The organism is Streptomyces sp. NPDC046557 (assembly GCF_040645975.1).
In the GTDB taxonomy this organism is placed as follows: Bacteria; Actinomycetota; Actinomycetes; order Streptomycetales; family Streptomycetaceae; genus Streptomyces.
Window position 1 is genome coordinate 102,881 of sequence record NZ_JBEYZH010000007.1, and the last position, 20,633, is coordinate 123,513.

General features: G+C 74.2%; 17 protein-coding genes and 1 pseudogene. 13 read left to right on the plus strand and 5 right to left on the minus strand.

Annotated features, from left to right (window positions below):
• The first annotated feature begins 51 nt into the window (after positions 1-51).
• The 6 genes and pseudogenes from ABZ934_RS16480 (at position 52) to ABZ934_RS16505 (ending at position 7,689) form a co-directional block, all read left to right on the plus strand.
• Positions 52-1,377, plus strand: coding sequence for an O-antigen ligase family protein (locus tag ABZ934_RS16480; protein ID WP_361313335.1), 1,326 nt, complete (start codon positions 52-54; stop codon positions 1,375-1,377).
• Positions 1,374-3,377 (plus strand): lipid II flippase MurJ, encoded by a 2,004-nt coding sequence (locus ABZ934_RS16485; protein ID WP_361313125.1) that lies wholly within the window; start codon positions 1,374-1,376, stop codon positions 3,375-3,377. Before ABZ934_RS16480 ends, ABZ934_RS16485 begins: the two co-directional genes overlap by 4 nt.
• Positions 3,367-4,149: a polysaccharide deacetylase family protein gene (locus ABZ934_RS16490; protein WP_361313126.1), complete on the plus strand. Its 783-nt coding sequence runs from the start codon at positions 3,367-3,369 to the stop codon at positions 4,147-4,149. The genes ABZ934_RS16485 and ABZ934_RS16490 overlap by 11 nt, the downstream gene beginning before the upstream one ends.
• Positions 4,146-5,255: pseudogene (locus ABZ934_RS16495) on the plus strand (glycosyltransferase); the annotation flags it as partial. The gene ABZ934_RS16490 and the pseudogene ABZ934_RS16495, both read left to right, overlap by 4 nt.
• Before the next feature lie 563 nt (positions 5,256-5,818).
• Positions 5,819-6,550, plus strand: a complete 732-nt coding sequence (locus ABZ934_RS16500) for a lipopolysaccharide biosynthesis protein (protein ID WP_361313127.1) — start codon at positions 5,819-5,821, stop codon at positions 6,548-6,550.
• Positions 6,547-7,689, plus strand: coding sequence for a GNAT family N-acetyltransferase (locus ABZ934_RS16505; RefSeq protein ID WP_361313129.1), 1,143 nt, complete (start codon positions 6,547-6,549; stop codon positions 7,687-7,689). The genes ABZ934_RS16500 and ABZ934_RS16505 overlap by 4 nt, the downstream gene beginning before the upstream one ends.
• 59 nt (positions 7,690-7,748) lie before the next feature.
• Here the strand turns inward: ABZ934_RS16505 and ABZ934_RS16510 are convergent, their stop codons facing one another.
• On the minus strand, positions 7,749-9,365 hold the full coding sequence (locus ABZ934_RS16510) for a glycosyl hydrolase (RefSeq protein ID WP_361313130.1): 1,617 nt from the start codon (positions 9,363-9,365) through the stop codon (positions 7,749-7,751).
• Between the two features lie 149 nt (positions 9,366-9,514).
• Between ABZ934_RS16510 and ABZ934_RS16515 the strand changes: the two genes are divergently transcribed.
• The 4 genes from ABZ934_RS16515 to ABZ934_RS16530 all read left to right on the plus strand — a co-directional run bounded on the left by ABZ934_RS16515 (position 9,515) and on the right by ABZ934_RS16530 (position 15,071).
• Positions 9,515-10,939 carry an ATP-grasp domain-containing protein gene (locus ABZ934_RS16515; protein ID WP_361313131.1) on the plus strand — a complete coding sequence of 475 codons (1,425 nt, stop codon included), beginning with the start codon at positions 9,515-9,517 and terminating at the stop codon, positions 10,937-10,939.
• A gap of 169 nt (positions 10,940-11,108) precedes the next feature.
• Positions 11,109-12,386 (plus strand): NAD(P)-binding domain-containing protein, encoded by a 1,278-nt coding sequence (locus tag ABZ934_RS16520; RefSeq protein ID WP_361313338.1) that lies wholly within the window; start codon positions 11,109-11,111, stop codon positions 12,384-12,386.
• Between the two features lie 395 nt (positions 12,387-12,781).
• Positions 12,782-14,821, plus strand: a complete 2,040-nt coding sequence (locus ABZ934_RS16525) for a SpoIIE family protein phosphatase (RefSeq protein ID WP_361313341.1) — start codon at positions 12,782-12,784, stop codon at positions 14,819-14,821.
• A gap of 82 nt (positions 14,822-14,903) precedes the next feature.
• Positions 14,904-15,071 (plus strand): hypothetical protein, encoded by a 168-nt coding sequence (locus ABZ934_RS16530; RefSeq protein ID WP_361313133.1) that lies wholly within the window; start codon positions 14,904-14,906, stop codon positions 15,069-15,071.
• 133 nt (positions 15,072-15,204) lie between these two features.
• On the opposite strand, the gene ABZ934_RS16535 is transcribed toward ABZ934_RS16530, so the two are convergent.
• Positions 15,205-15,657 (minus strand): DUF6299 family protein, encoded by a 453-nt coding sequence (locus ABZ934_RS16535; protein ID WP_361313134.1) that lies wholly within the window; start codon positions 15,655-15,657, stop codon positions 15,205-15,207.
• A 161-nt stretch (positions 15,658-15,818) separates the two neighbouring features.
• On the opposite strand from ABZ934_RS16535, the gene ABZ934_RS16540 reads away from it, so the two are divergent.
• Both ABZ934_RS16540 and ABZ934_RS16545 read left to right on the plus strand, forming a co-directional pair.
• Positions 15,819-16,430, plus strand: coding sequence for a hypothetical protein (locus tag ABZ934_RS16540; RefSeq protein ID WP_361313136.1), 612 nt, complete (start codon positions 15,819-15,821; stop codon positions 16,428-16,430).
• Positions 16,431-16,498: 68 nt separating this feature from the next.
• A complete protein-coding gene (locus ABZ934_RS16545) occupies positions 16,499-16,993 on the plus strand; it encodes a DUF5949 family protein (RefSeq protein WP_361313137.1) in 495 nt (164 codons plus the stop codon).
• A 102-nt stretch (positions 16,994-17,095) separates the two neighbouring features.
• Here ABZ934_RS16545 and ABZ934_RS16550 read toward each other — a convergent pair whose 3' ends face one another.
• Together ABZ934_RS16550 and ABZ934_RS16555 are read right to left on the minus strand one after the other, a co-directional pair.
• The gene (locus ABZ934_RS16550; protein ID WP_361313139.1) at positions 17,096-18,349 is read right to left on the minus strand and encodes a cytochrome P450; all 1,254 of its coding nucleotides are present in this window, start codon (positions 18,347-18,349) and stop codon (positions 17,096-17,098) included.
• 60 nt (positions 18,350-18,409) lie between these two features.
• On the minus strand, positions 18,410-19,564 hold the full coding sequence (locus ABZ934_RS16555; RefSeq protein ID WP_361313140.1) for a low temperature requirement protein A: 1,155 nt from the start codon (positions 19,562-19,564) through the stop codon (positions 18,410-18,412).
• Between the two features lie 232 nt (positions 19,565-19,796).
• Between ABZ934_RS16555 and ABZ934_RS16560 the strand changes: the two genes are divergently transcribed.
• Positions 19,797-20,054, plus strand: coding sequence for a hypothetical protein (locus tag ABZ934_RS16560; RefSeq protein WP_361313142.1), 258 nt, complete (start codon positions 19,797-19,799; stop codon positions 20,052-20,054).
• Between the two features lie 10 nt (positions 20,055-20,064).
• Here the strand turns inward: ABZ934_RS16560 and mscL are convergent, their stop codons facing one another.
• A complete protein-coding gene (gene mscL, locus ABZ934_RS16565) occupies positions 20,065-20,610 on the minus strand; it encodes a large conductance mechanosensitive channel protein MscL (RefSeq protein WP_361313144.1) in 546 nt (181 codons plus the stop codon).
• Positions 20,611-20,633 lie beyond the last annotated feature (23 nt).

Below are 20,633 nucleotides of genomic sequence, written 5' to 3' on the forward strand. Positions count from 1 at the left end.
TCCCGTCCCCGGGGCCGCCCGTACCCCGGCCACCCGTACGGCCGCCGGCTGTTGCGCCGGCACTGGCCGCTGCTGCCGCTCGCCGCGACCGTCCTGCTGCTGCTCGCCCCGCTGCCCGCCGGCGACGCGAGCACCTCCGGCAAGGTCGGGCCGGCCGACGCCGCCTCGCTGTTGCTGGTGGCCGTCTGCGCGCTGCGGGCCCTCCAGGGCCGGGTGCGGCCGCTGAGCCCGTTGGGCGCCTTCGTCCTCGGGGTACCCGCGGTGGGGCTCGCGGTGGCGACGGTGACGGCCGGGGACCCGTACGCGGCGCTGCCCGGCTTCGTGCGCTACCTCCAGGTCTTCGTGCTGGTGCCGGCGGCGATCGTGCTGCTGGTGCGGGACGCGGGGGAGTTCCGGCTGGCCGCCGGGTGCTTCGTGGTCCTGGCGCTGGTCCAAGGCGCCTTGGGCGTCGTCCAGTTCGTCACCCACACCGGCGCCTCCTACCAGGGCGCGGACATCCGGGCGGTGGGCACCTTCGGGCCGGGCGACGTCATGGGCATGGCCACGGTCGTCGCGTACGGGCTGGTCGTGGCGACCGCCGCCGCCCTCGCGCCCGGGCTGCCGGTCCGGGTCCGGCGGATCGCGGCCGGCTGCGCGGCGGCCCTGACGCTGCCGCTGGTGCTGTCGTTCAGCCGGGGCGCCTGGATCGCGACGGTCGGCGCGGCGGTCCTGGTGATGGTGGCGGCCGGGATCCGGCGGGCGCTCAAGGTCGTCGTGGCGCTTGCGGCGGTCGGCGTGGTGTTGGTGGGCGGGTTCGGGGTCGGCTCCCAGATGGTCACCGAGCGGCTGACCTCGATCACCCAGGTCTCCGACGCCCCCGACCAGTCGGTCACCGACCGGTACACGATGTGGGCCGCCGCCGAGTCGATGTGGCGGGAACGGCCGGCCGCCGGGGTGGGCCTGAAGGGCTTCCCCGCCAACCGGGACGGCCACTCCTCGCTGGCGCTGTCCTCGGGCAGTGACACGGCGGGCGCCGGCCAGGCGTTCGTCAAGCAGCCGTTGCTCTCCCCGCACAACATGTACCTGCTGGTGTTGAGCGAGCAGGGACTGATCGGGCTGACCGCGCTGGCGGGCGGCTGGGCCGTGCTGCTGGTCGCGGGCCTGCGCCGGTACGCGGCCGGCGGCGAACGCGACCTGCGCGACTGCGGGCTGATCGCGGTCGGGCTGCTCGTGTGGCAGCTGACCGACTTCCTCTACGCCGACATCGGGGGGCCGTCGACCGTGCTGACCGGAGTGATCATCGGGCTCGCCGCGTGGTGGGCCCTGCCGTCCGCGACCGGAGGTGTCGCCGCCGTGCCCCCGGCCCGGCCCGGCCCCGAGGGGCCGGCCGGCCGGTGACCGACACGACGCCGTGGCGGCCCGTGGCCGCGGCGACCGACCTCGCCGCGGCCGCGGGCCGTCCGCCGAAGCCGACGCCCCCGGCGGCCCCGTCCTCCGCCGGGCCGCCCGGGGAGCGCGTCCGGCTGCCCCGCTCCGGCAGCCCCGAACCGACGGCTTCCGAGCGGACGGCGCCCGACGAGCGGGCTGCCGGGTCGGCTGCCGGGCCGGCGGCGGGGCCCGGCCCGGACAGGGCGGCACCGGGTGCGGAGGGGCCCGGCGCGGCGGTGGCCGGCGCGGACCGGAACGGTCCGATGGGACCGGCGGGCGTGGGGGCCGATGACCGCGAAGCGCGGCGCGGCCGGAACGGACCGGCCCCGCTGGGGCGGTTCCTCGCCAAGGCGGCCGCCGTCACCGCCGGGCTCACCGCGGCGGGCGCGGTCTTCGGCCTCGTACGTGACCAGACCATCGCGCACCTCTTCGGCGCCGGCCACGACAGCGACGCCTTCCTCATCGCCTGGACCGTCCCCGAGATGGCCTCCACGCTGCTCATCGAGGACGCCATGGCGCTGCTGATGGTGCCCGCGTTCAGCCACGCACTGGCCCGGCGCGCCGCCAGCCGGGCCGGGCTCACCCGCAAGGAGGCCCGCAGCCAGGACCCCGTACGGCTGCTCGTCGGAGCCACCCTGCCCCGCCTCGCCGTGTTCCTGGCCGCCGTGGCCTCCGTACTCGTCCTCGCCGCGCCGCTCGTCGTGGGCGTACTCGCACCCGGTCTGCCGGACCCCGAACTCGCCGTCCAGTGCACCCGGATGACCGCCCTCACGGTGCTCACCTTCGGTGTCGCCGGGTACTTCAGCGCCGCGCTGCGCGCGCACCGCTCGTTCCTGCCACCCGCCGCGATCTACGTCTCGTACAACGTCGGCATCATCGGCACGATGGTGGTGCTGCACGCCGTCTGGGGGGTGCGCGCGGCGGCAGCCGGAGTCGCCGTCGGCGGTGCGCTGATGGTCCTGGTCCAACTGCCCGCGTTCATCCGTAACGTGGGCTTCGGCCCCCACCGCGTCAAAGCGGCCGTCCGCGTCAGAGCGACGGCCCGCGCCAAGGCGGCCACCCGCGACCAACGCGACCGGGACCGGCCGACGCTGATCGCCTTCGGGCTGATCGCCCCGGTCATCTTCTTCGCCGTGTTCCGCCAGTCCCAGGTGCTCGTCGAACGCTTCCTCGCCGCCTCCCTGCCGCCCGGCGCCATCTCGCACCTCAACTACGCGCAGAAGGTCGCGCAGACGCCGATGGTGCTCTCCCTGATGATCTGTACCGTCACCTTCCCCGTCGTCGCCCAGGCCATGGCCGGCGGCGAGCGTGAGAAGGCCCGCCGGCGCGTGGAACAGGACCTGGCGCTCGCCTCGCTCGCCGTCCTCATGGGCACCGCCCTCGTCATCGGGTACGCGCCCCAGATCATCCAGGTCCTCTTCGAGCGCGGGGCGTTCACCCACCACGACACCCAGGCCACCGCCTCCGTGATGCGCGTCTACGGCCTCGGGTTGCTGGGCCACTGCCTCGTCGGGGCGCTGAGCAGGCCCTTCTTCTCGACCGACCGGCCCACCTGGTTCCCCGCCCTCGCGATGGGCGCCGGGCTCCTCGTCAACATCGTGGCCGGTGCCTTCGCCGTCGGCTGGTGGGGCACCTACGGCATCGCCGCCGCCAACGCCGCCGGCATCACCGCCACCGCCGTACTCCTCCTCACCGGACTCGGCTCCCGGATCGTCCCCATCCAGGTCCGCCGGGTCGCCGTCAGCATCGGCCGGCTCGCCGTCGCCGCCTTCGCGGCCTGCGGCACCGGGTGGATCGCCGGACCGATGATCCCCGACCCGCTGCTCAGCGCCGCGCTCGGCTGCCTGCTCGTCCCCGCCATGTTCGGGGCCACCGGGATGGCCATGCGAGCCGTGGAGATCACCGCCCTGCCCGAACAGATCAGCCAGCTCACCTCCCAGCTCACCCAGAGGTTCCGTCATGCCCGCTGACACCGACACCGACACCGCGCCCCTCGCCTCGGTGGTACCCACCCGCCGGACCGCGTCGCCGTGGGTCCTCATGTACCACTCCGTCGCCGAGTTCACCGACCCCGCCGAGGACCCGTACGGGATCACCGTCACGCCGCGCGCCCTGGAGGCCCAACTGCGCTGGCTGCGCTCCCGCGGCCTGCGCGGGGTGTCCGTCGGCGAACTGCTCCGGGCCCGCGCCGCCGGGCGCGACGCCGGGCTCGTCGGGCTCACCTTCGACGACGGGTACACCGACTTCCTCACCCGGGCGCTGCCCCTGTTGCGCCGCCACGACTGCACCTCCACCCTGTTCGTGCTCCCCGGGCGGCTCGGCGTCGAAAACGTGTGGGACCCGCTCGGACCGCGCAAGCCGCTGCTCACCGCCGAAGGCATCCGCGAAGTCGCCGCGTCCGGCCAGGAGATCGGCTCCCACGGACTGCTGCACCAGGACCTCACCGTCGCGTCCGACGATGTGCTCCAGCAGGAACTGCGCGGCAGCCGGGAGCTGATCCGCGAGCTGACCGGGACCCTGCCCGAGGGGTTCTGCTACCCGTACGGGCACCTCGACGCCCGGGTCGTGGAGGCGACGGAGGCCGCCGGGTACGGGTACGCGTGCGCCATCGACCCCGGCCGGCTCGCGGGCCGGCACGCCATGCCGCGCACCCACGTCAGCCAGGCCGACGGCGGGGCCCGGCTGCGCGTGAAGCAACTGCGCCACCAGGGCCGGCAACTGGTCCGCGGGGTGCGCTGGTGAAGGCGCTGCACATCATCACGGGACTGGGCGTGGGCGGCGCCGAGCAGCAACTGCGGCTGCTGCTGCGGCACCTGCCGATGCGGTGCGACGTGCTGACGCTGACCAACCCGGGTTCGGTGGCCGAGGGGCTGCGGGCCGACGGGGTACGGGTCGTGCACCTCGCCATGAAGGGCAACCGGGACCTGGCCGCGCTGCCGAAGCTGGTCCGGTTCATCCGGCGCGGCCGGTACGACCTCGTGCACACGCACCTGTACCGGGCCTGCCTGTACGGGCGGCTCGCGGCCCGGCTCGCGGGCGTCAGGGCGATCGTGGCCACCGAACACTCCCTGGGCGCGGCCGAGATCGAGGGCCGGCCGCTGTCGGGCGGCGTGCGGGCGCTGTACCTGGCCGGTGAACGGCTCGGCGCGGCGACGGTGGCCGTCTCGGAGACGGTGGCGGCCCGGCTGGAGAGCTGGGGGGTGCCCGCCGCGCGGGTGCACGTCGTACCGAACGGGATCGAGGCCGCCCGGTTCCGCTTCGACGAGGGCGTACGGCGCTCCACGCGGGCCCGGACCGGGCTGCCGGAGCGGGCGTTCGTGGTGGGCGGGGTCGGGCGGCTGGTGCCGGGGAAGCGGTTCGACGTACTGGTGCGGGCCGTGGCCGCGCTGCCCGGGGCGCACCTGGTACTGGCCGGGGACGGCCCGGAGCGGCCCGCGCTGCGGCGGCTGGCCGGGGAACTAGGGGCGCAGGGCCGGATCCACCTGCTGGGCGAGCGGGATCCGCTGGGGGACGGCTCGGACGGGCGCACCCCGGGGGTCGCGGCGCTGCTGGCGGCGATGGACGTGTTCGTGTCCCCGTCGCGGGAGGAGGCGTTCGGGCTGGCCGTGGTCGAGGCGCTGGCGGCGGGGCTGCCGGTGCTGCACGTCACCTGCCCGGCGATCGACGACCTCCCGGCCCGGCAGGCGCCGGGGGCGCGGCGGATCGGGACGGGCACGGAGGAACTGGTCGCGGCGCTGCGGGGGCACATGGAGGCGGGGGCGCGCCGCCTGCCGGTACCACCGGTGGTGCGGCGCTACGACATCGCGCGCAGCGCCGAGCAACTCCTGGCCGTCTACGCGACGGCCCTGTCCCCCCGCGGCCCCGCCCCGGTCCTCCATCCGGGGACCCCCACGGCGCCGGAGTCGCCGGCCGGGCCGGCGATGCCGCGGGCGGCGACGGACACCGTGGGTGCGCCGGGGCTGCCCGGTCCCCAGGCTGCCGGGGGCCCGGGCAGCGGAGCGGACCCCACCCGGCCCCCACTTCCCGCGCCCGGCCAGGGCGGCGGCCCCGGTGTGGGGCAGCCGCCGGTTCCCCCGCCCGGCCAGGGCAGTGGCGTCGGGCCGGGACAGCTCCCGGTTTCCGCGCCCGCTCGGGGCAACCGCACCGGCCCCGGCCGGGGCAGCGGGGCTGTGGCGGGCCCGGGCGGGACCGGTGGTCCTGCCCTGGGACCTGTAAGCAGCCGCACCAGCCCGGGTCAGGGCGGTGGAGCCGCGCCCGACCGCGCTACCGGCCAGGGCAGCGGACCCGCATCCCGTCCCGCGCCCGGCCAGGGCAACCGGGCCGGCGGTCACGTCGGGTGAACAGCCCTCCCGCAAGGGTCCCCGTCCGGGGGCCGAAGGAAGTCCCCACCACTCAGGAAGCGAGCACGCACATGGCCGACACCGCCGACCAGAAGAAGTCCGACCACCGCCGCCGGGTCCGGGTCCCGCGCCCGCCCGCGTGGTGGCCGTTGCCCGCCTGCGCGCTGCTGGGGCTGGCCGCGGGCGGGGCGTACGGGGTGCTGAAGGCACCCGAGTACGCCGCCACCAGTTACGTCGTGGCCGTGCCCAACGAGACCACCGAGCCCGCCACCGCACTCGGCTTCGCGCAGGCGTACGGCCGCATCGCGACCAGCAGCTCCACCCTCGCCTACGCCCAGCCCCGCGCCGGCATCGGCGCCCGGCAGCTGCGCACGCAGGTGCGCGCGGAGACCTCGCCCGACTCGCCGATGATCGCCATCACCGGCACCTCCAAGAGCCCCGCCGAGGCGGCCGACATCGCCAACGCCGTCGCCGACGCCCTCTCCCTGAGCAGCAATCAGGCTGCCAAGAACACCGGCGTCCAACTGATCCTGTTCAACCAGGCCGTCGCCCCGGCCGACCCCGCCTCGCCGTCCGCGCCCGTCAGCGGCGCCGTCGGTCTGTGCGCCGGCGGGCTGCTCGGCGGGCTGTGGCTGCTGGCCAAGCCCGCGCGGCGGCGCCGCGTGACGCCCGCCGTCCAGGCCGCCGCAGAGACCACCGCCGAGGCTGCCGGGACCACCACCGAGACCGTCGTCGAGGAGTACGCCTCGCTGCCCGCGCAGGGCGAGCCCGCCCCGGTCAAGGAGAAGGAGTCCGTGCGATGACCTCGGGCTCCACCGGGGCCCTGGCGGTGACGCTGTGCCGCGATCCCCGGCAGTTCGCCGCGCTGGAGGAGCAGTGGAACCGGCTCCTGCGCGCCTGCCCCACCGCCACCCCCTTCCAGAGCCACGCCTGGCTGCACTCCTGGTGGCTCTCGTACGGCCGCGAGGGGCGACTGCGGCTGCTCCTCGTACGACGCGGCGAGGAGCTGGTCGGGGCGGCCGCGCTGACCCTCGTACACCGGCCGCTGCCGCTGCTGGTGCCGCTCGGCGGCGGGATCACCGACTACTTCGACGTGCTCGTGCACCCGGACCACGCCGATCAGGTCGTCCCGGCGCTCGCCCACGGCCTCCACCGGGCCGCGCGCGGCGCCGTGGTGGACCTGCGCGAGGTCAGGCCCGGCGCTTCGGCCGAGGCCGTCTTCGAGGCGTGGACCGGGGCCCGCGCCAAGCTGACCGACTCCACCTGCATGGAGTTGCCGACGCTGCCCTTCGACGAGCTCGTCAAGCGCATGCCCGCGTCCGGTGCCCAGCGGGTCCGGGCCAAGCTCCGCAAGACCGACGCCGCCGGGATCGAGGAGCACGAGGTCACCGAACAGGAGGTCCCGGGGGCCGTACGGACGCTGCTGCGGCTGCACGAGAAGCAGTGGCGCGGGCGCGGGGTCACCCCCGAACACCTCAAGCCGCGCTTCGCCGAGCACCTCACGCGGGCGACCCGGCGGATGGTCCGGTCGGGCGAGGGCCGGCTGACCGAGTTCCGGCTGGACGGGCAGGTGGTCGCCGCCAACGTCACGCTGCTGTCCGCGGCGCTGAGCGGCGGCTACCTGTACGGGGCCGACCCCGACCTGCGTGATCGGAAGGTGGACATCGCCACCCTGCTGTTGCGTTACGAGACGGGCCGCGCCCTGGCCGAGGGCCGTCCGGTGGTCAGCTTCCTGCGCGGAAACGAGCCGTACAAGAACCACTGGCGGCCCGAGACGGTCGTCAACCAGCGGCTCCTGCTGTCCACCAACGCGCTCGCGCCCCTGCTGCGGCTGCACGAGTCGCAGGTGACGGGGCGCGAGCGGGCGGTGGACGCGTTGCGCGAGGCGCTGCCGGCCGCCAGGGACTGGCGGGCGCGACTGAACGAACTGCGGGTGCGATGACAGGAGGTACGCCCCCGTGCCCGTACCGGCGGCGCCCCGGCCGGGGCCGGGGCGGGCGGCTAGAACGGCCAGAGCGAGTACTTGCTCCAGTCGATCTTGATACAGACGGCCTGGTTGCCGACCAGTTTGGAGAGCCACTCGCCGAAGTTGATCGGCACGCACCACTGGGTGGTGTTGGTGGCGGGCGGATTCGGGTTGGGCGCCACGGGAACGACCGGCACCACGGGGGCCGCCGGGCTCGGCACGACGCCGGAGGGCGTGGGCGAGGGCGTGGGAGAGGGGACGGGGACGGGGTCGGACGGGACGACCGGCGGGACCGAGGGGTTCGCCGGGGTGGGATCCGGTGTGCTCGGCAGTGGGGCCGGGGTCTCGGACGCCGACGGCTCGGGTGCCGGGACCACCGGAGTGACCTCCGGAGCGGGGACGACGGGACTGGGTGTGGGTGTGGGCGTCGGGGTGGGTGTGGGCGTGGGGGTCGGCGAGGGCACCTGTGGGCTCGGCGGCTTCGGCGTGGTCGCGTCGGGCGTCGGGACCACGGGTGGCGTGGGGACGACCGGCGGCGTCGGGACCACGGGTGGCGTGGGGACGGCCGGCGGCGTCGGGACCACGGGTGGCGTGGGGACGGCCGGCGGCGTCGGGACCACGGGTGGCGTGGGGACGACCGGCGTCGGGGTGGCCGGGTCCGGCTCGTGCGGGGTCAGTGCGGCGCGGAACGCCTTGGCCGACTGCGGGTTCGCCTTGCACTGCCAGACGCCGTGCGGGCAGTAGTCCGTGATCGTGTGGTAGAGCGGCTTGTGCTGCTCGATCCACTTGAGCATGCGCCGTACGTACTCGGGGTTGTCCCCGCGCCGGAACAGTCCCCACTCCGGGTACGAGATGGGCTTGCCGTGTGCTTTCGCGAAGTCGATGTGCTGCTGGAGCCCGTACGGCTGGGTGACCTGGTCGTCGAACGTCCGGCCGGGGGACTGGTCGTACGAATCCATCCCGATGATGTCGACCACGTCGTCACCCGGGTAGCAGCGGGTCCAGCCGATCGCGTCCGCACCCCTGTTCGGGGCGAAATCGAACTTGAACTTCTGTCCGGGGACGGCGCGCATCGCGTTGACGACGCGCTTCCAGTACGCCTTCCAGTTCTCCGGGTCGGGACCGCAGCGGTGGGTGTAGGTGGAGCCGTTCATCTCCCATCCGAGCACCACGACGGTGTCCGGAAGGCCCAGCTCCACCAGCCGCTCGGCGAGCTTGCGGAAGTGGCCGTCGTAGTCGCCCCGCGCGCCCGCCCTGATCAGCCGGGCCACCTGCCAGTCGGACACCCGGTCCTCGTTGCGCGCCTGCATGGGCACGTTGAGGACGAACATCCGGTCGTCCCGGGCCTGGCGCCATTCGGCCCAGTCCTCCAGGAAGTCGACGGACCCCTCGATCCCGGCCCACCGGTCGCCGGGCAGATAGGTGTGCCCGACGCGGATCTCCTTGCCGCCCAGCCAGCGCGACAGGTACGGGATCCGGGCGACCCCCGGCGGCCCGTAGTCGAGGTAGGCACCCATGGCGATGTCGGAGCCGGAGCCGGAACCGGCCGGCGGCCCCGGTTCCGGCGCCGCCAGCGCGGCGCCGGACGCGAGGAGCCCGGCCGTGACCGTACCGATGCAGGTGCTCGCCAATCGGCGGTGTGGTCTGCGCATGGCGTCTCCCGAGCTTCCTGAACCGGTGTGGTCACCAACGACGTTAGACATCACATCCGACGAATGGCCTGTCCGATGACCCATCAGTAGTCCATTCGCAGGTGCGTACCCTTCCCGCTTGGTCCGACTAGGTGAAAGACACCGCTGCCATGCACGCGTTCGCCAACCATGTGCCCGCTGTTCTGCTCAGACTCGATCGCAATCCGTTCCACCACGGAACCCTCGGCGCCGTCAGATCCCTTGGCCGCAGGGGCGTGGAGGTCCATGCCGTCGTCGAGGCCGGGGGAGGTCCCATGGGGCGTTCGCGGTACCTGCGCGCCACGCACCCGGGGCCCGAGGGCGGGCTGGACCCGGAGGCGCCGGAGGCGTTGCTGGAGTGTCTCGTCGGGGTGTCCGAGCGGATCGGGCGGCCGGCGGTACTGGTCGCGATGGACGACCTGAGCGCCATCGCGGTCGCCCGGCTCGCACCGATGCTGAAGGGCCGTTACCGGATCCCCCATCAGCCCGACGGCCTGCCGGCACGGGTGGCCGACAAGGCGGAGCTGTCCCGGCTGTGCGCGCGCTGGGACATCCCGCACCCGGAGACGGTGATCCCGGCGAGCGGGGCCGAGGCGGCGGAGGCCGCCTGGCGGCTGGGCCTGCCGGTGGTGGCGAAGTGGAGCCGGCCCTGGCTGCTGCCGGCGGGCGCGGGGCTGCGGAGCACCACCCTGGTGCACGGCGCCGCCGAGGCACGGCGGCTGTACGAGCGCTCGACGGAGGCGGGGAGCCGGCTGCTGCTCCAGCGGTTCCTGCCCGCCGGTACGGACACGGACTGGTTCTTCCACGGCGCCTTCACCCGGGGCGGCCGGCCATTGCTGGTCGGCTCGGGCCGCAAGGAACTGTCCTGGCCGGTGCGGACGGGACTGACGGCGGTCGGGCGGTGGCTGCCGGACCCGGCGGTGGAGGAGGCGGGGCTGCGGCTCGCCGAACGGCTGGGCTACCAGGGCATCCTCGACCTCGACTTCCGGCGCGACGAGCGGGGCTGCTTCCGGCTGGTGGACTTCAACCCGCGCCCCGGGGCGCAGTTCCGGCTGTTCACGGACGCGAACGGACTGGACGTGGTCCAGGCGATGTACATGGACCTGACGGGGCAACGGGTACCGGAGCCGTCCGGCGGCCCCGGCCGGGTCTTCCTCGCCGAGAACTACGCGCTGCTGGCGGCGGTACGGGGGCGGCGCCTGCCGTTCGCCCCGGGCGTGGCGCGGGTCGCGGCGGCCGGCTGCCCGGCCGCCCCCGGGGCGCCGCCGCGGGGCCGGGGTCCGGGGCGGGGCCGGGTGGAAACTGCCTGGTTCGCCGCGGACGACCTGCGACCGTTCCTGGCGATGCTGGCCGCGTTCCTCGGGCGGGGCGCGGACAAGGGCGCGGGGCTGCTGCGCGCGGTCCCCGCGCGGGGTCGGCGCACCGCCCGCGCCGTGGTCCGGGCCCCCCGCCAGCGCGGCCGGCAGCAGCCGCCGGCCGCCTCGGGCGGCCCGACCGCCCACCCCGCCCCGCCGCCGGAGGCCCCGGCGGAACCGGATGAGCTGGTGACCCGGTGACCCGGTGACCCGGTGACCCGGTGACCCGGTGACCCGGTGAACCGGTGAGCCGTCCGGCCCCCCGCCCCGCCCGGCGTGCCGCGCGGGGCGTTCAGGGGCCGGGGCGAGGGGCCGCCCGCACGAGGCGCGGCCGGGTACCCATGGGACTGGAAGGACAGCGATGACGCGGATGGACGATCTCGTGGTGGTCGGCGCGGGACCGTACGGGCTGTCGATCGCCGCACACGCGGCGGCCGCCGGGCTCGGGGTACGGGTCCTGGGACGGCCCATGGCGTCGTGGCGGGACCACATGCCCCAGGGCATGTACCTGAAGTCCGAGCCCTGGTCGTCCAACCTTTCGGCGCCCGGGGGGCGGCACACCCTGGCCGACTACTGCGCCACCCGCGGGCGGGCCGCCGAGCACGGCAGCCCGCTGCCGATCGGCACGTTCAGCGAGTACGGGCTGTGGTTCGCCCGGCACGCCGGCGGCCCCGAGGTGGAGGAGGTCACCGTCACCGAGGTGGCCCCGCGCGGTGACGGGTTCGTGGTCAGGACGGCGGAGGGCCCGCCGCGGCTCGCCCGTACGGTCGCGCTCGCCGTCGGCGTGATGCCGTTCGTGAACTTCCCCCCGGCGCTGCGCGACCTCCCGCCGGGCCACTACTCGCACAGCAGCGGCCACCGCGACCTGAGCCGGTTCGCCGGTCGTGAGGTGGCCGTCCTCGGCGCCGGGCAGGCGGCCCTGGAGACGGCCGCGCTGCTGGCCGAGGCGGGGGCCCGGCCGTGTCTGGTGGCCCGGCGGTCGCGGCTGAACTGGAACACCGCCCCCCAGCCCCTGGAGCGGCCCCTGACCCGGGCGCTGCGCGACCCGCACAGCGGGCTGGGCACCGGCTGGCGCAGCTGGGTGTGGTCGGAGTTGCCCTGGGCGGTACGGAGGCTGCCGGCCGCGACCCGGGAGCGGATCGCCGCCACGGCGCTGGGGCCGGCCGGGGCCTGGTGGCTGAGGGACCGCTTCGAGCAGCGGGTCCCCGTACTGCTCGGGCACCACCTGCACCGGGCGGTCGCGGTCGGCGGGCGGACGAGGCTGGGGCTGACCACGGCGGCCGGGGAGTCCGTCGTCCTGGATGTCGCGCACGTGATCGCCGCGACCGGCTTCACCCCGGAGCTGCGCCGGCTGGAGCTGCTCGACGCGGGGCTGCGGGCCGCGCTGGCGACCGTGGGCGACGGTGGCACGCCGGAGCTGGGCCCCCGCTTCGAGTCGTCGTGGCCCGGCCTCTTCTTCGCCGGGCTGCTGACCGCTCCCTCGTTCGGCCCTTCCATGCGATTCGTGCACGGCGCCGGCTTCACGGCGGGGAGACTGGTCAAGGGAGTCCTGGGGCGCCTCGCCGGCCGGGGACCGTTGCCGGGCTCCTCCGGTGGTACCCGGGTCGACCGGGCGACCGCGGGGTATCCCAAGACGTATCTGCGGTGAGCGACGTCGGTGCGCTGAGAAGGGGTCGTGATGGGCGCGGAGCGAGCACAGGGCGGCGGCCGTGGCTGGGTACGCATTCCGGCGAGCCGCGGGGAACAGCCTCCGGCCGGGAGGGCCGCCGTCAAGGGCCCGGCGCCCGGCTCGGGCCCGGGGGGTCCGGGGCCGGGCCCGGGACCCGGATCAGGCGCGGGTGCCGGCGAGCCGTACACGATCTACCTGTCCCTCCTCTCGCGCTGGCGAGAGGCCGGGCGGACCCTTCCGGGGCATCCTGACGAGGAGTGGGAGCGGCTCATCTCCCAGCCGTGCTGGCCAGGCCGTTAGGTGGTGTGTGTCTCTTGGCAGCGGCGGAGCGATCCGACGGACCCGGGCCGGACGGTCCGGAAGCACGGGAGCCCCTGACCGGCCCCGGGGAGCGGCTCGCCCTGAACGGCATGGGCAGTTTCGACTGGAACCTGGGCACCGGGGTGTTGGTGCTGGACGACCCCGGCCTGGCCGTCTTCGACCTGGAGCGGGAGGAGTTCGACGACACCCCGGAGGGCCTCGGGCTGCGGATCCCGGCCGATGACAGCGCCCGCCTGGCGGACACCGTGCAGGGCGTCCTGGACGGCGGGGACGAGACGTACGGCGCGTACTTCACTGTCCGCCGGCGTGACGGGCGCGACCAGTGGACCCACACCCAGGGGCGGGTCCTGCGCGATCCGGGCGGCAGGCCCCTGCGGATCATCGGGATCGTCCGGGACGCCACGGCCGAACTCGCCCACCTGACCGTGCTGCGGAAGCTGGAGACGGCCCGCGCCCACCAGGCGACCATCGTGCAGCGCACCACGGAGGCCCTGTCGCGGGCGGTCACCGTCGACGACGTGACGGCGAGCCTGACCGGCGCGGGCGCGCTGGAGCGGCTCGGCGCGGACGGGCTGGCGCTGGGGCTGGTCGAGAACGACGCCATCAAGATCATCGCGCTGAGCGGGGAGAGCCTGGAGATCCTCAGCGAACGGCAGTTCACCCGGCTGGACGGTTCGCTGCCGCTCTCGCACGCGGTGGTCACCCGGCAGGCACGGTTCGCCACCTCGCTGGCCGAGGTCGCGGCCGAGTTCCCGCTGCTCGCGGACTACCTGAACCGGATCCCGTACGGCGCCGCCGCCTACCTGCCGCTGATCGCGCAGGCCAAGGCGATCGGCGGGCTGGTGCTGTTCTACCGCCGGCGCAGCGAGTTCAGCCCCGAGGAACGCAACCTGTGCCTGGGCCTGGCCGGCATCGTGGCCCAGTCGCTCCAACGGGCCCTGCTCTTCGACCAGGAGCGCGAGTTCGCCACCGGCCTCCAGGCCGCCATGCTGCCGCGCCGAATCCCCGAGATCAGCGGCGGGGAGATCGCCGTGCGCTACCACTCGGCCTGGAGCGGGCGCGAGGTCGGCGGGGACTGGTACGACGTGATCGCGCTGCCCCGGGACCGGGTCGGCATCGTCGTGGGCGACGTACAGGGCCACGACACGCACGCGGCGGCGATCATGGGCCAGTTGCGGATCGCGCTGCGGGCCTACGCGGGCGAGGGGCACCCGCCCTCCACCGTCTTGGCCAGGGCCTCCCGCTTCCTCGCCGAACTCGACACCGAACGCTTCGCGACCTGCATGTACGCGCAGGTGGACCTGGAGACGGGAGGCGTACGGGCGGTCCGCGCGGGCCACCTCGGGCCGCTGATCCGGCACACGGACGGCCGTACCGGCTGGCCGAACGTGCGCGGCGGCCTGCCGCTCGGATTGGCTTCCGTGTTCGAGCAGGAGGAGTTCCCCGAGACCCGCCTCGACCTGGTGCCCGGCGAGACGCTCGTGCTGTGCACCGACGGACTCGTGGAGGAGCCCGGCACCGCGATCACCCAGGGCATGGAGGCGCTCGCCCACGCGGTGCGCAGCGGCCCCGAAGACGCAGGCGCCCTCGCCGACCACCTCTCGGACCGGCTCTGGGAACGCTGGGGCTCCGGGGACGACGTGGCCCTGCTGGTGCTGCGACGGGCCCCCGACCCGGGCACGCACCGCGCACCCCGAATCCACCAGTACATCCACCAGGCCGACCCGGAAGGCCTCTCGGAGGCCCGCTACGCCTTGAGGCAGGCGCTGCGCGACTGGGGCATGCCCGAGCTCGCCGACGACGTGGAGTTGGCCGCGGGGGAGCTGCTGGTCAACGCCCTGCTGCACACCGACGGCGGTGCGGTGCTGACGATGGAGGTGCTGCCCGAGCCGGTCCGACGGATCCGTCTGTGGGTCAAGGACCGCTCCAGCGTGTGGCCGCGCCGGCGTACGCCGGGGGAGTCGGCCACCACCGGGCGCGGGCTGCTCCTGGTGGACGCCCTGGCCTCGCACTGGGGGGTGGAGTCGCGGGGCGAGGGGAAGGCCGTCTGGTGCGAGTTCGAGGCGACGGGCGTCCCGCGTGGCGCACTGTGATCTAAAGGTCACGGGTTGTGGTGGGCGGGGTCCGGGGTGATGATGCGGCCATGGAACCGACGTGTGACGTGGGGATCGTGACGTGCGCCGCCTGAACGGGCGGGTCGCCACCGCCTTCTTGGCCCTGCTCCTGCTGGTGGCCGGGATTCCGGCGGTCGTGGACTGGACGACCGGCCTCCCGCACGCCGACCCCGGCTGCCAGACGGTGGCGTTCATGTCGATGACGGGTGTCGCGCCGCACTGCCGCTGACGGCGCCGTCGCGGAAGGCGCGGCGGCCCCTCCCGTGAGGCCCGCGGCGCGTCGCGGAAGGCGCGGGGGCCCCGTCCGGTAGCGGCGGCTACCGGACCGGCCGGCGCTATGCCTCCCGGGGATGCGTTCCCGGTCACCGGTGGTCGACCACCTCGGCGCCGTGTACGTCCTCCGCGAGCGTGTCGACCGACTTCGGCATGATGCCGCCGGCCCGGTTGACCCGCTGGAGCCGTGCCTCGACGCCCGCGTCACCGGCGTGCAGGTCCGGGGTCCAGGCGAGCTTGGCGTGGCTCTGCCACTCGTGCACCGCGCCGTCGCAGACAGGCTCCTCGTCCGCGTTGGCGCCGAGGCGGACGGAGTCCTGGACGACCACGGCCATCAACTGAACCGCCCCCGCGGGTGACGGGTCGTCGCAGACGTACGTCCCGGAAAGGGTGATCGTGCCCTCCGGAGTGATGTGGGCGTACGGCTGTACGGAAATAGAATTGTGGTAAGAGGTGGCGGCGGCGGGGGCGGCGAATACCGCTGCGGCGGCCAATGCGGAGAACGCGATCAGGGCAGTTCGGGGACCGGTCGGGGCCATCATTCCTCCAGGTGGATGTGGGTGACGGAATTCCGCCGGAACGCATTGTGCTGGCAGTTGGGCGCCGACGCGTCGCGCGGGCTCGTGTCGGTGTGTGCAATTTCCGGGCGGGGCGCGTGAAACTGGCCGGAATACATCCCCGAAGATCCCCGAAGGGATCCCGTATGCGCAGCCACTCCGCTTCCGCCCTCGTCGTCGCCGCCCTCCTGCCCTGCCTGCTGTTCGGTGCCACCGCCTGCCAGAGCGCGCCCGCGGGGGACTCCCCGGTCCCGGCGGGCGCGCCCGCCCGGGTGGACGACGGGGCGCCCGGCGCCGGCGAGGACCCGGCCGGACCCGGCGTGCAGGCCGCGCCCGGCGCCGCGAAGGACGCTCATGTGGGTGAGTCCGTACGGGTGCGGGGGCGCCAGGTGGGGCGCCACCTCCAAGTGGTGCTGAACGCGTTCGTGGACCCGGCCGTCAGCGTCGACAAGAACTTCGCGCCGGCCGCCGGGACGCGCTGGGTGGGCGCCTCGATGTCGTTCGTCAACGTGGGCGGTGCTTCGTACGGGGCGCTCGGGCGCATGTGGGCGTACGACAGCGCCGGCGGGCGGCACGCGGTGGTGCCCACGGGTGAGCTGACCACGGGCAAACCGCTCGTCTTCGATTCCCTGGAGGTCGGGGAGCGGGCCGAAGGGTGGGTGGTGTTCGAAATCCCGGAAAAGGTGCGCGTGGTACGGCTCCAGTACCAGGACGCGAACATCCAGGCGAATTCCGGCGGAGGATTCTGGGCGGTGTAGCGGCCCCGTAGCCCGCCCGGGTGAAAGGCCGTGAAAGGGTCGCGGGAGAGAGCACTAAGGTGCGGCGCATGACTTCAACCCAAGCCGAAATCGACCGGTCCGACCTCGGCACCCTCTCGGTGCTCGCCTGGATCGGCGACCCCTCCGAAGGCCACGACATCCCGTACCTCCTCGCCTACACCCTCGGCGACGGCCCGAAGGGCAAGGAGGCCGGTGAGGCGGCGGCCCGCGGACTGCTGGAGGAGATCGGGCTGCCCATCGGCGACGTGGTCATGGACGGCACCCGCAACCCCTCCACCTTCGCGGTGCAGATCCTGCTGGCGGGCAACCAGGTCGCGCTGACACTGCCCGGCCTGAACGCCACCTGCACCGCCCCCGACGAGTGGGTGGCCGCGGCGAACGAGAGCGGGCAGGCGTACTTCCTCTTCGCCACCACCGCCTGGCCCGAGGCCGTCCCCGGCCGGCCGGTCAGCCCGGAGGTCCTCCAGGCGTTCGCGGGCGACGAGGCGGTGCTCACCGGCAGCGCCCACTGCGTCATCACGGTGCAGAGCCTGCGCCAGTAGCGGCGCGCCCCCTCCCCGGCCGCCGGGCCCCCAGCCTGCCCGGTGGCCGGCCCCCCGCCCGGGGACCGCCCGCCACTTTGCCGCCGCCTTGTCGTCGCCCTGTCAGGGGCGGTCGAAGGCGAACCGGAGCGAGCGGACCCGGTTGTCGAAGTTGGAGCCCGCCAGGTCGGGCAGGCCCACCGCCCGCAGCCCCACCGGCCGCGTCAGCAGTTCCCGGAACAGCGCCTTCATCTCCACCCGCGCCAGGTGCGCGCCCAGGCAGAAGTGCGGGCCACCGCCCCCGAACCCCAGGTGCGGGTTGGGCGAGCGGGTGATGTCGAAGGCGTCCGGGTCGGGGAAGACCGCCTCGTCGCGGTTGGCGGAGGCGTAGTACAGCACGACCTTGTCGCCCGGTTGGAACGCGTGGCCGCCCAGTTCGTGTTCGGCGGTCACCGTCCGGCGGAACTGGATGATCGGCGTCGAGTGGCGGATCATCTCGTCCACCGCCCCGTCGGCGTACGTCTCGAAGTCGCCGAGCAGCAGGTCACGTTGGTCGGGAAAGTCGGTCAACAGCGTCAGACCGTGGGTGATCGCGTTGCGGGTGGTCTCCACCCCCGCCACCATCAGCAGCGAGAAGAACGCGCCCAACTGGCGGGCGCCGAGCGCCTGACCGTCCACGTTCGCCCGGACCAGCGCGGAGATCAGGTCGTCCTGCGGGTTCCTGCGCCGCTCGCGCCCGATGCCCGCGACCATCCGCTGCATCCGGGCCAGCGCCCGCAGTCCCCGACCGGGCATCCGCAACCGCGCCGCCAGGCCGCGCTCGACCCCGATGTTCTCGGAGGCGTGGTTGACCCGGTCGGCGATCTCCGCCCGGTAGCGCTCCGGGATGCCCATCATGTTGCAGATGACCTCCAGCGGCAGCCGCGAAGCCACCGCCGAGACGAACTCGTCGGGCCGATGCGCCAGTACGTCGTCCACGATCCCGGCAGCCACCGCGTGGATGTCGGCCTCGGCCGCCGCCAGCAGCCGGGGCGTGAAGGCGCGCTGCACGATCTTGCGCAACTGCGCGTGGTCCGGCCCGTCCAGGTTCACCATGGAGTCGCCGAACAGCGCCCGCACCCAGCGGGCCGGTTCGGGAGTCGTGACGCCGGGCGCGCTGGCGAACACCTTCGGAAGTCGGCTCGCCTCCTGTACGTCCGCGTGCCGTACGAGGGCCCAGTGGCCGCGCCCGCGGCCCTCGGGCACGAACACCGGGGCGTCGAGCGCCCGCAGCCGGGCGAAGGCGGCCAGCCGCTCCCCGGGGGGCAGCTGCCAGAAGGCCGGATCGGCCAGCTCCTGCCCTGGCCGGTCCGCGTACCGCTGTGCCGGGACTGTCATGGCCCGCACCTACTTTCTCGTCGTCGGCGCAGTCGCCGTACCGCCCCCGGCCGTCTGTACTCACGCACCAGAACGCGTCCGCTCGGTCAAGGTCACGCCCACCGCCACCGAGGCCGCCATCAGCAGCCCGGCCCACAGCACCGCGTACTCCCCGGTCCAGGCGCAGGCGAGGATCGCCAGGGCGGAGAGCGGCAGCAGCAGTTGTTGGGCGGTGGTGCGCTTGAAGTGGCGGGCGTGCAGCAACCAGACGGCCGCCAGGTAGACGGCGGTGGGCACGGTGACCGCCAGGTCGGCCGCCAACTGCGAGATGTGCGCCGTGCCCACCGCGTGCTCGACGGCCACTTCCATCCCCGCGCCGATGGCCGCCGCCGATCCGAGGATCACGTAGTGCCCGTACCCCCACGGGATCGCCTCCCGGTTGGTGGACAGCCGTTCGTGCGCGGGAACCGCGAAGTAGATCCACCAGGCGGCGAACACGATCAGCAGGCCGCCCGCCGCGATCGGCAGCAGCACGCCCAGCGCCTCGTGCTCGTCGAGGGCGGACTGCACGGCGACGGTGCTGGCGGAGACCGTCTCGCCGAGGACGATCAGCGTGAACAGGCCGTACCGCTCCACGATGTGGTGTGGGTGCCAGGACGTCTGGTGGTTCCTCTCCGCGATCACCGGGACGGAGATCTCGGCCAGGACCAGTACCAGGAACAGCCAGCGCCGCGCTCCGGCGGGGGCCGCGAGCAGGGCGATCCACCCCGCCTGGCACACCACCAGACCGGCGGCGTAGAGCAGCGCCGAGCGGCGGCCCGCGCCGCTCTCACCGGCGGCGGCGCGCAGCCACTGCGCGGTCAGTGCGACGCGCATCACGACGTACCCGAGGATCGCGACGGTCCAGTCCTGGCGGTCGAAGGCGCGCGGCACCCCGGCCGCGTAGATCAGCACACCGGAGATCTGGACGAGGGTCGCCAGCCGGTACGGGATGTCGTCGCAGTCGTAGGCGGAGGCGAACCAGGAGAAGTTGATCCAGGCCCAGAAGACCCCGAAGAAGACGAAGAGGTAGCCGGTGATGCCGGCGCCGACGTGGCCCTCGACGAGTGCGTGGACCAGCCGGGCACCGGCCTGCGCGACGGCGACGACGAAGCAGAGGTCGAAGAACAGCTCCAGCGGCGTGGCGGTCCGGTGCGCCTCGTCCGGCCGCCGGGCGGTCATCTGTACGTAGATCATGGCGCTCAGGACAGCAGCCGTACGGCGGCCGAGAGCCGAGGCGCGCGGACCCGGCGGCGAAAACGGGCCCTCCCCGCGGCCCCGTACGCCTCACCCCGACGGCGTATCCACGACGCCCTCAGGGCCCTTCCACGCCTCCTGTTTGGCGTGCGCCGGTGGTTCTACGCCCGCATGGGCACGGAAGCCCCCAGCTGACCGACGGCGCCGGCGGGGGCCGCCGTACCCTGGAGGAATGAGCGCCACCCCCTCCTCCGACCGCCGGGACCCCGCGGACCCGTCGGGTTCCCCGACCGGTCCCGGGGCCACCCCCGCACCGGACCCGGCGGCAAGGCCCGCGCCGAAGCCCAAGCCGAAGCTCGACTTCGGTGACCCGTTGGACCAGCAGTCCTCGGACGACACGGACCGCGGCTGGGGCGAGCGGGCCCCCGCCGGCGGGAGCGCCGCCGACCTGGCCCGTTTCCTCGACGAGAAGCCCCCGCACCACGTCTGACCGCGCGGGCTCAGATCGAGCCGTCGTGCCCCTGGCCGTAGCCCGGCGCCTGGCCGTGCCCCTGCGCCTGGACTTGCCGGCCGTGGCCACCGGCCGGACCGGAGCCGGTGCGCTGGGCGACCAGGTTGTCGCGGATCTCCTTGAGGACCTCCAGCTCGGTGATCTCCATGGTTTCCTGCACGCCTTCCCGCGCCTTGCGCCGGTCCTCCATCCGGGCCAGGTACTTGGCCATCGGCAGCACCATCAGGAAGTAGACCACCGCCGCGGTGATCAGGAAGGTCAGCGTGGCGTTCAGCACCGAACCCCACATGATGTTGACGCCGGTCGGCTCCCCCTTCGCGTCGACGCCACACGGTGCCTTCAGGCAGGACGAGTAGCCCTCCAGGCTCTGCGTGCCGACCGCGCCGACCACCGGACTGATGATCCCCTTCACCACGGAGTTCACGATGTTGGTGAACGCGGCGCCGATGACCACGGCCACCGCCAGGTCGACCACGTTGCCGCGCATCAGGAAGGCTTTGAAGCCCGCCAGGACGCTCTCGTTCTTCTTGCTCACGACTGAGCCTCATCTCGCATCTA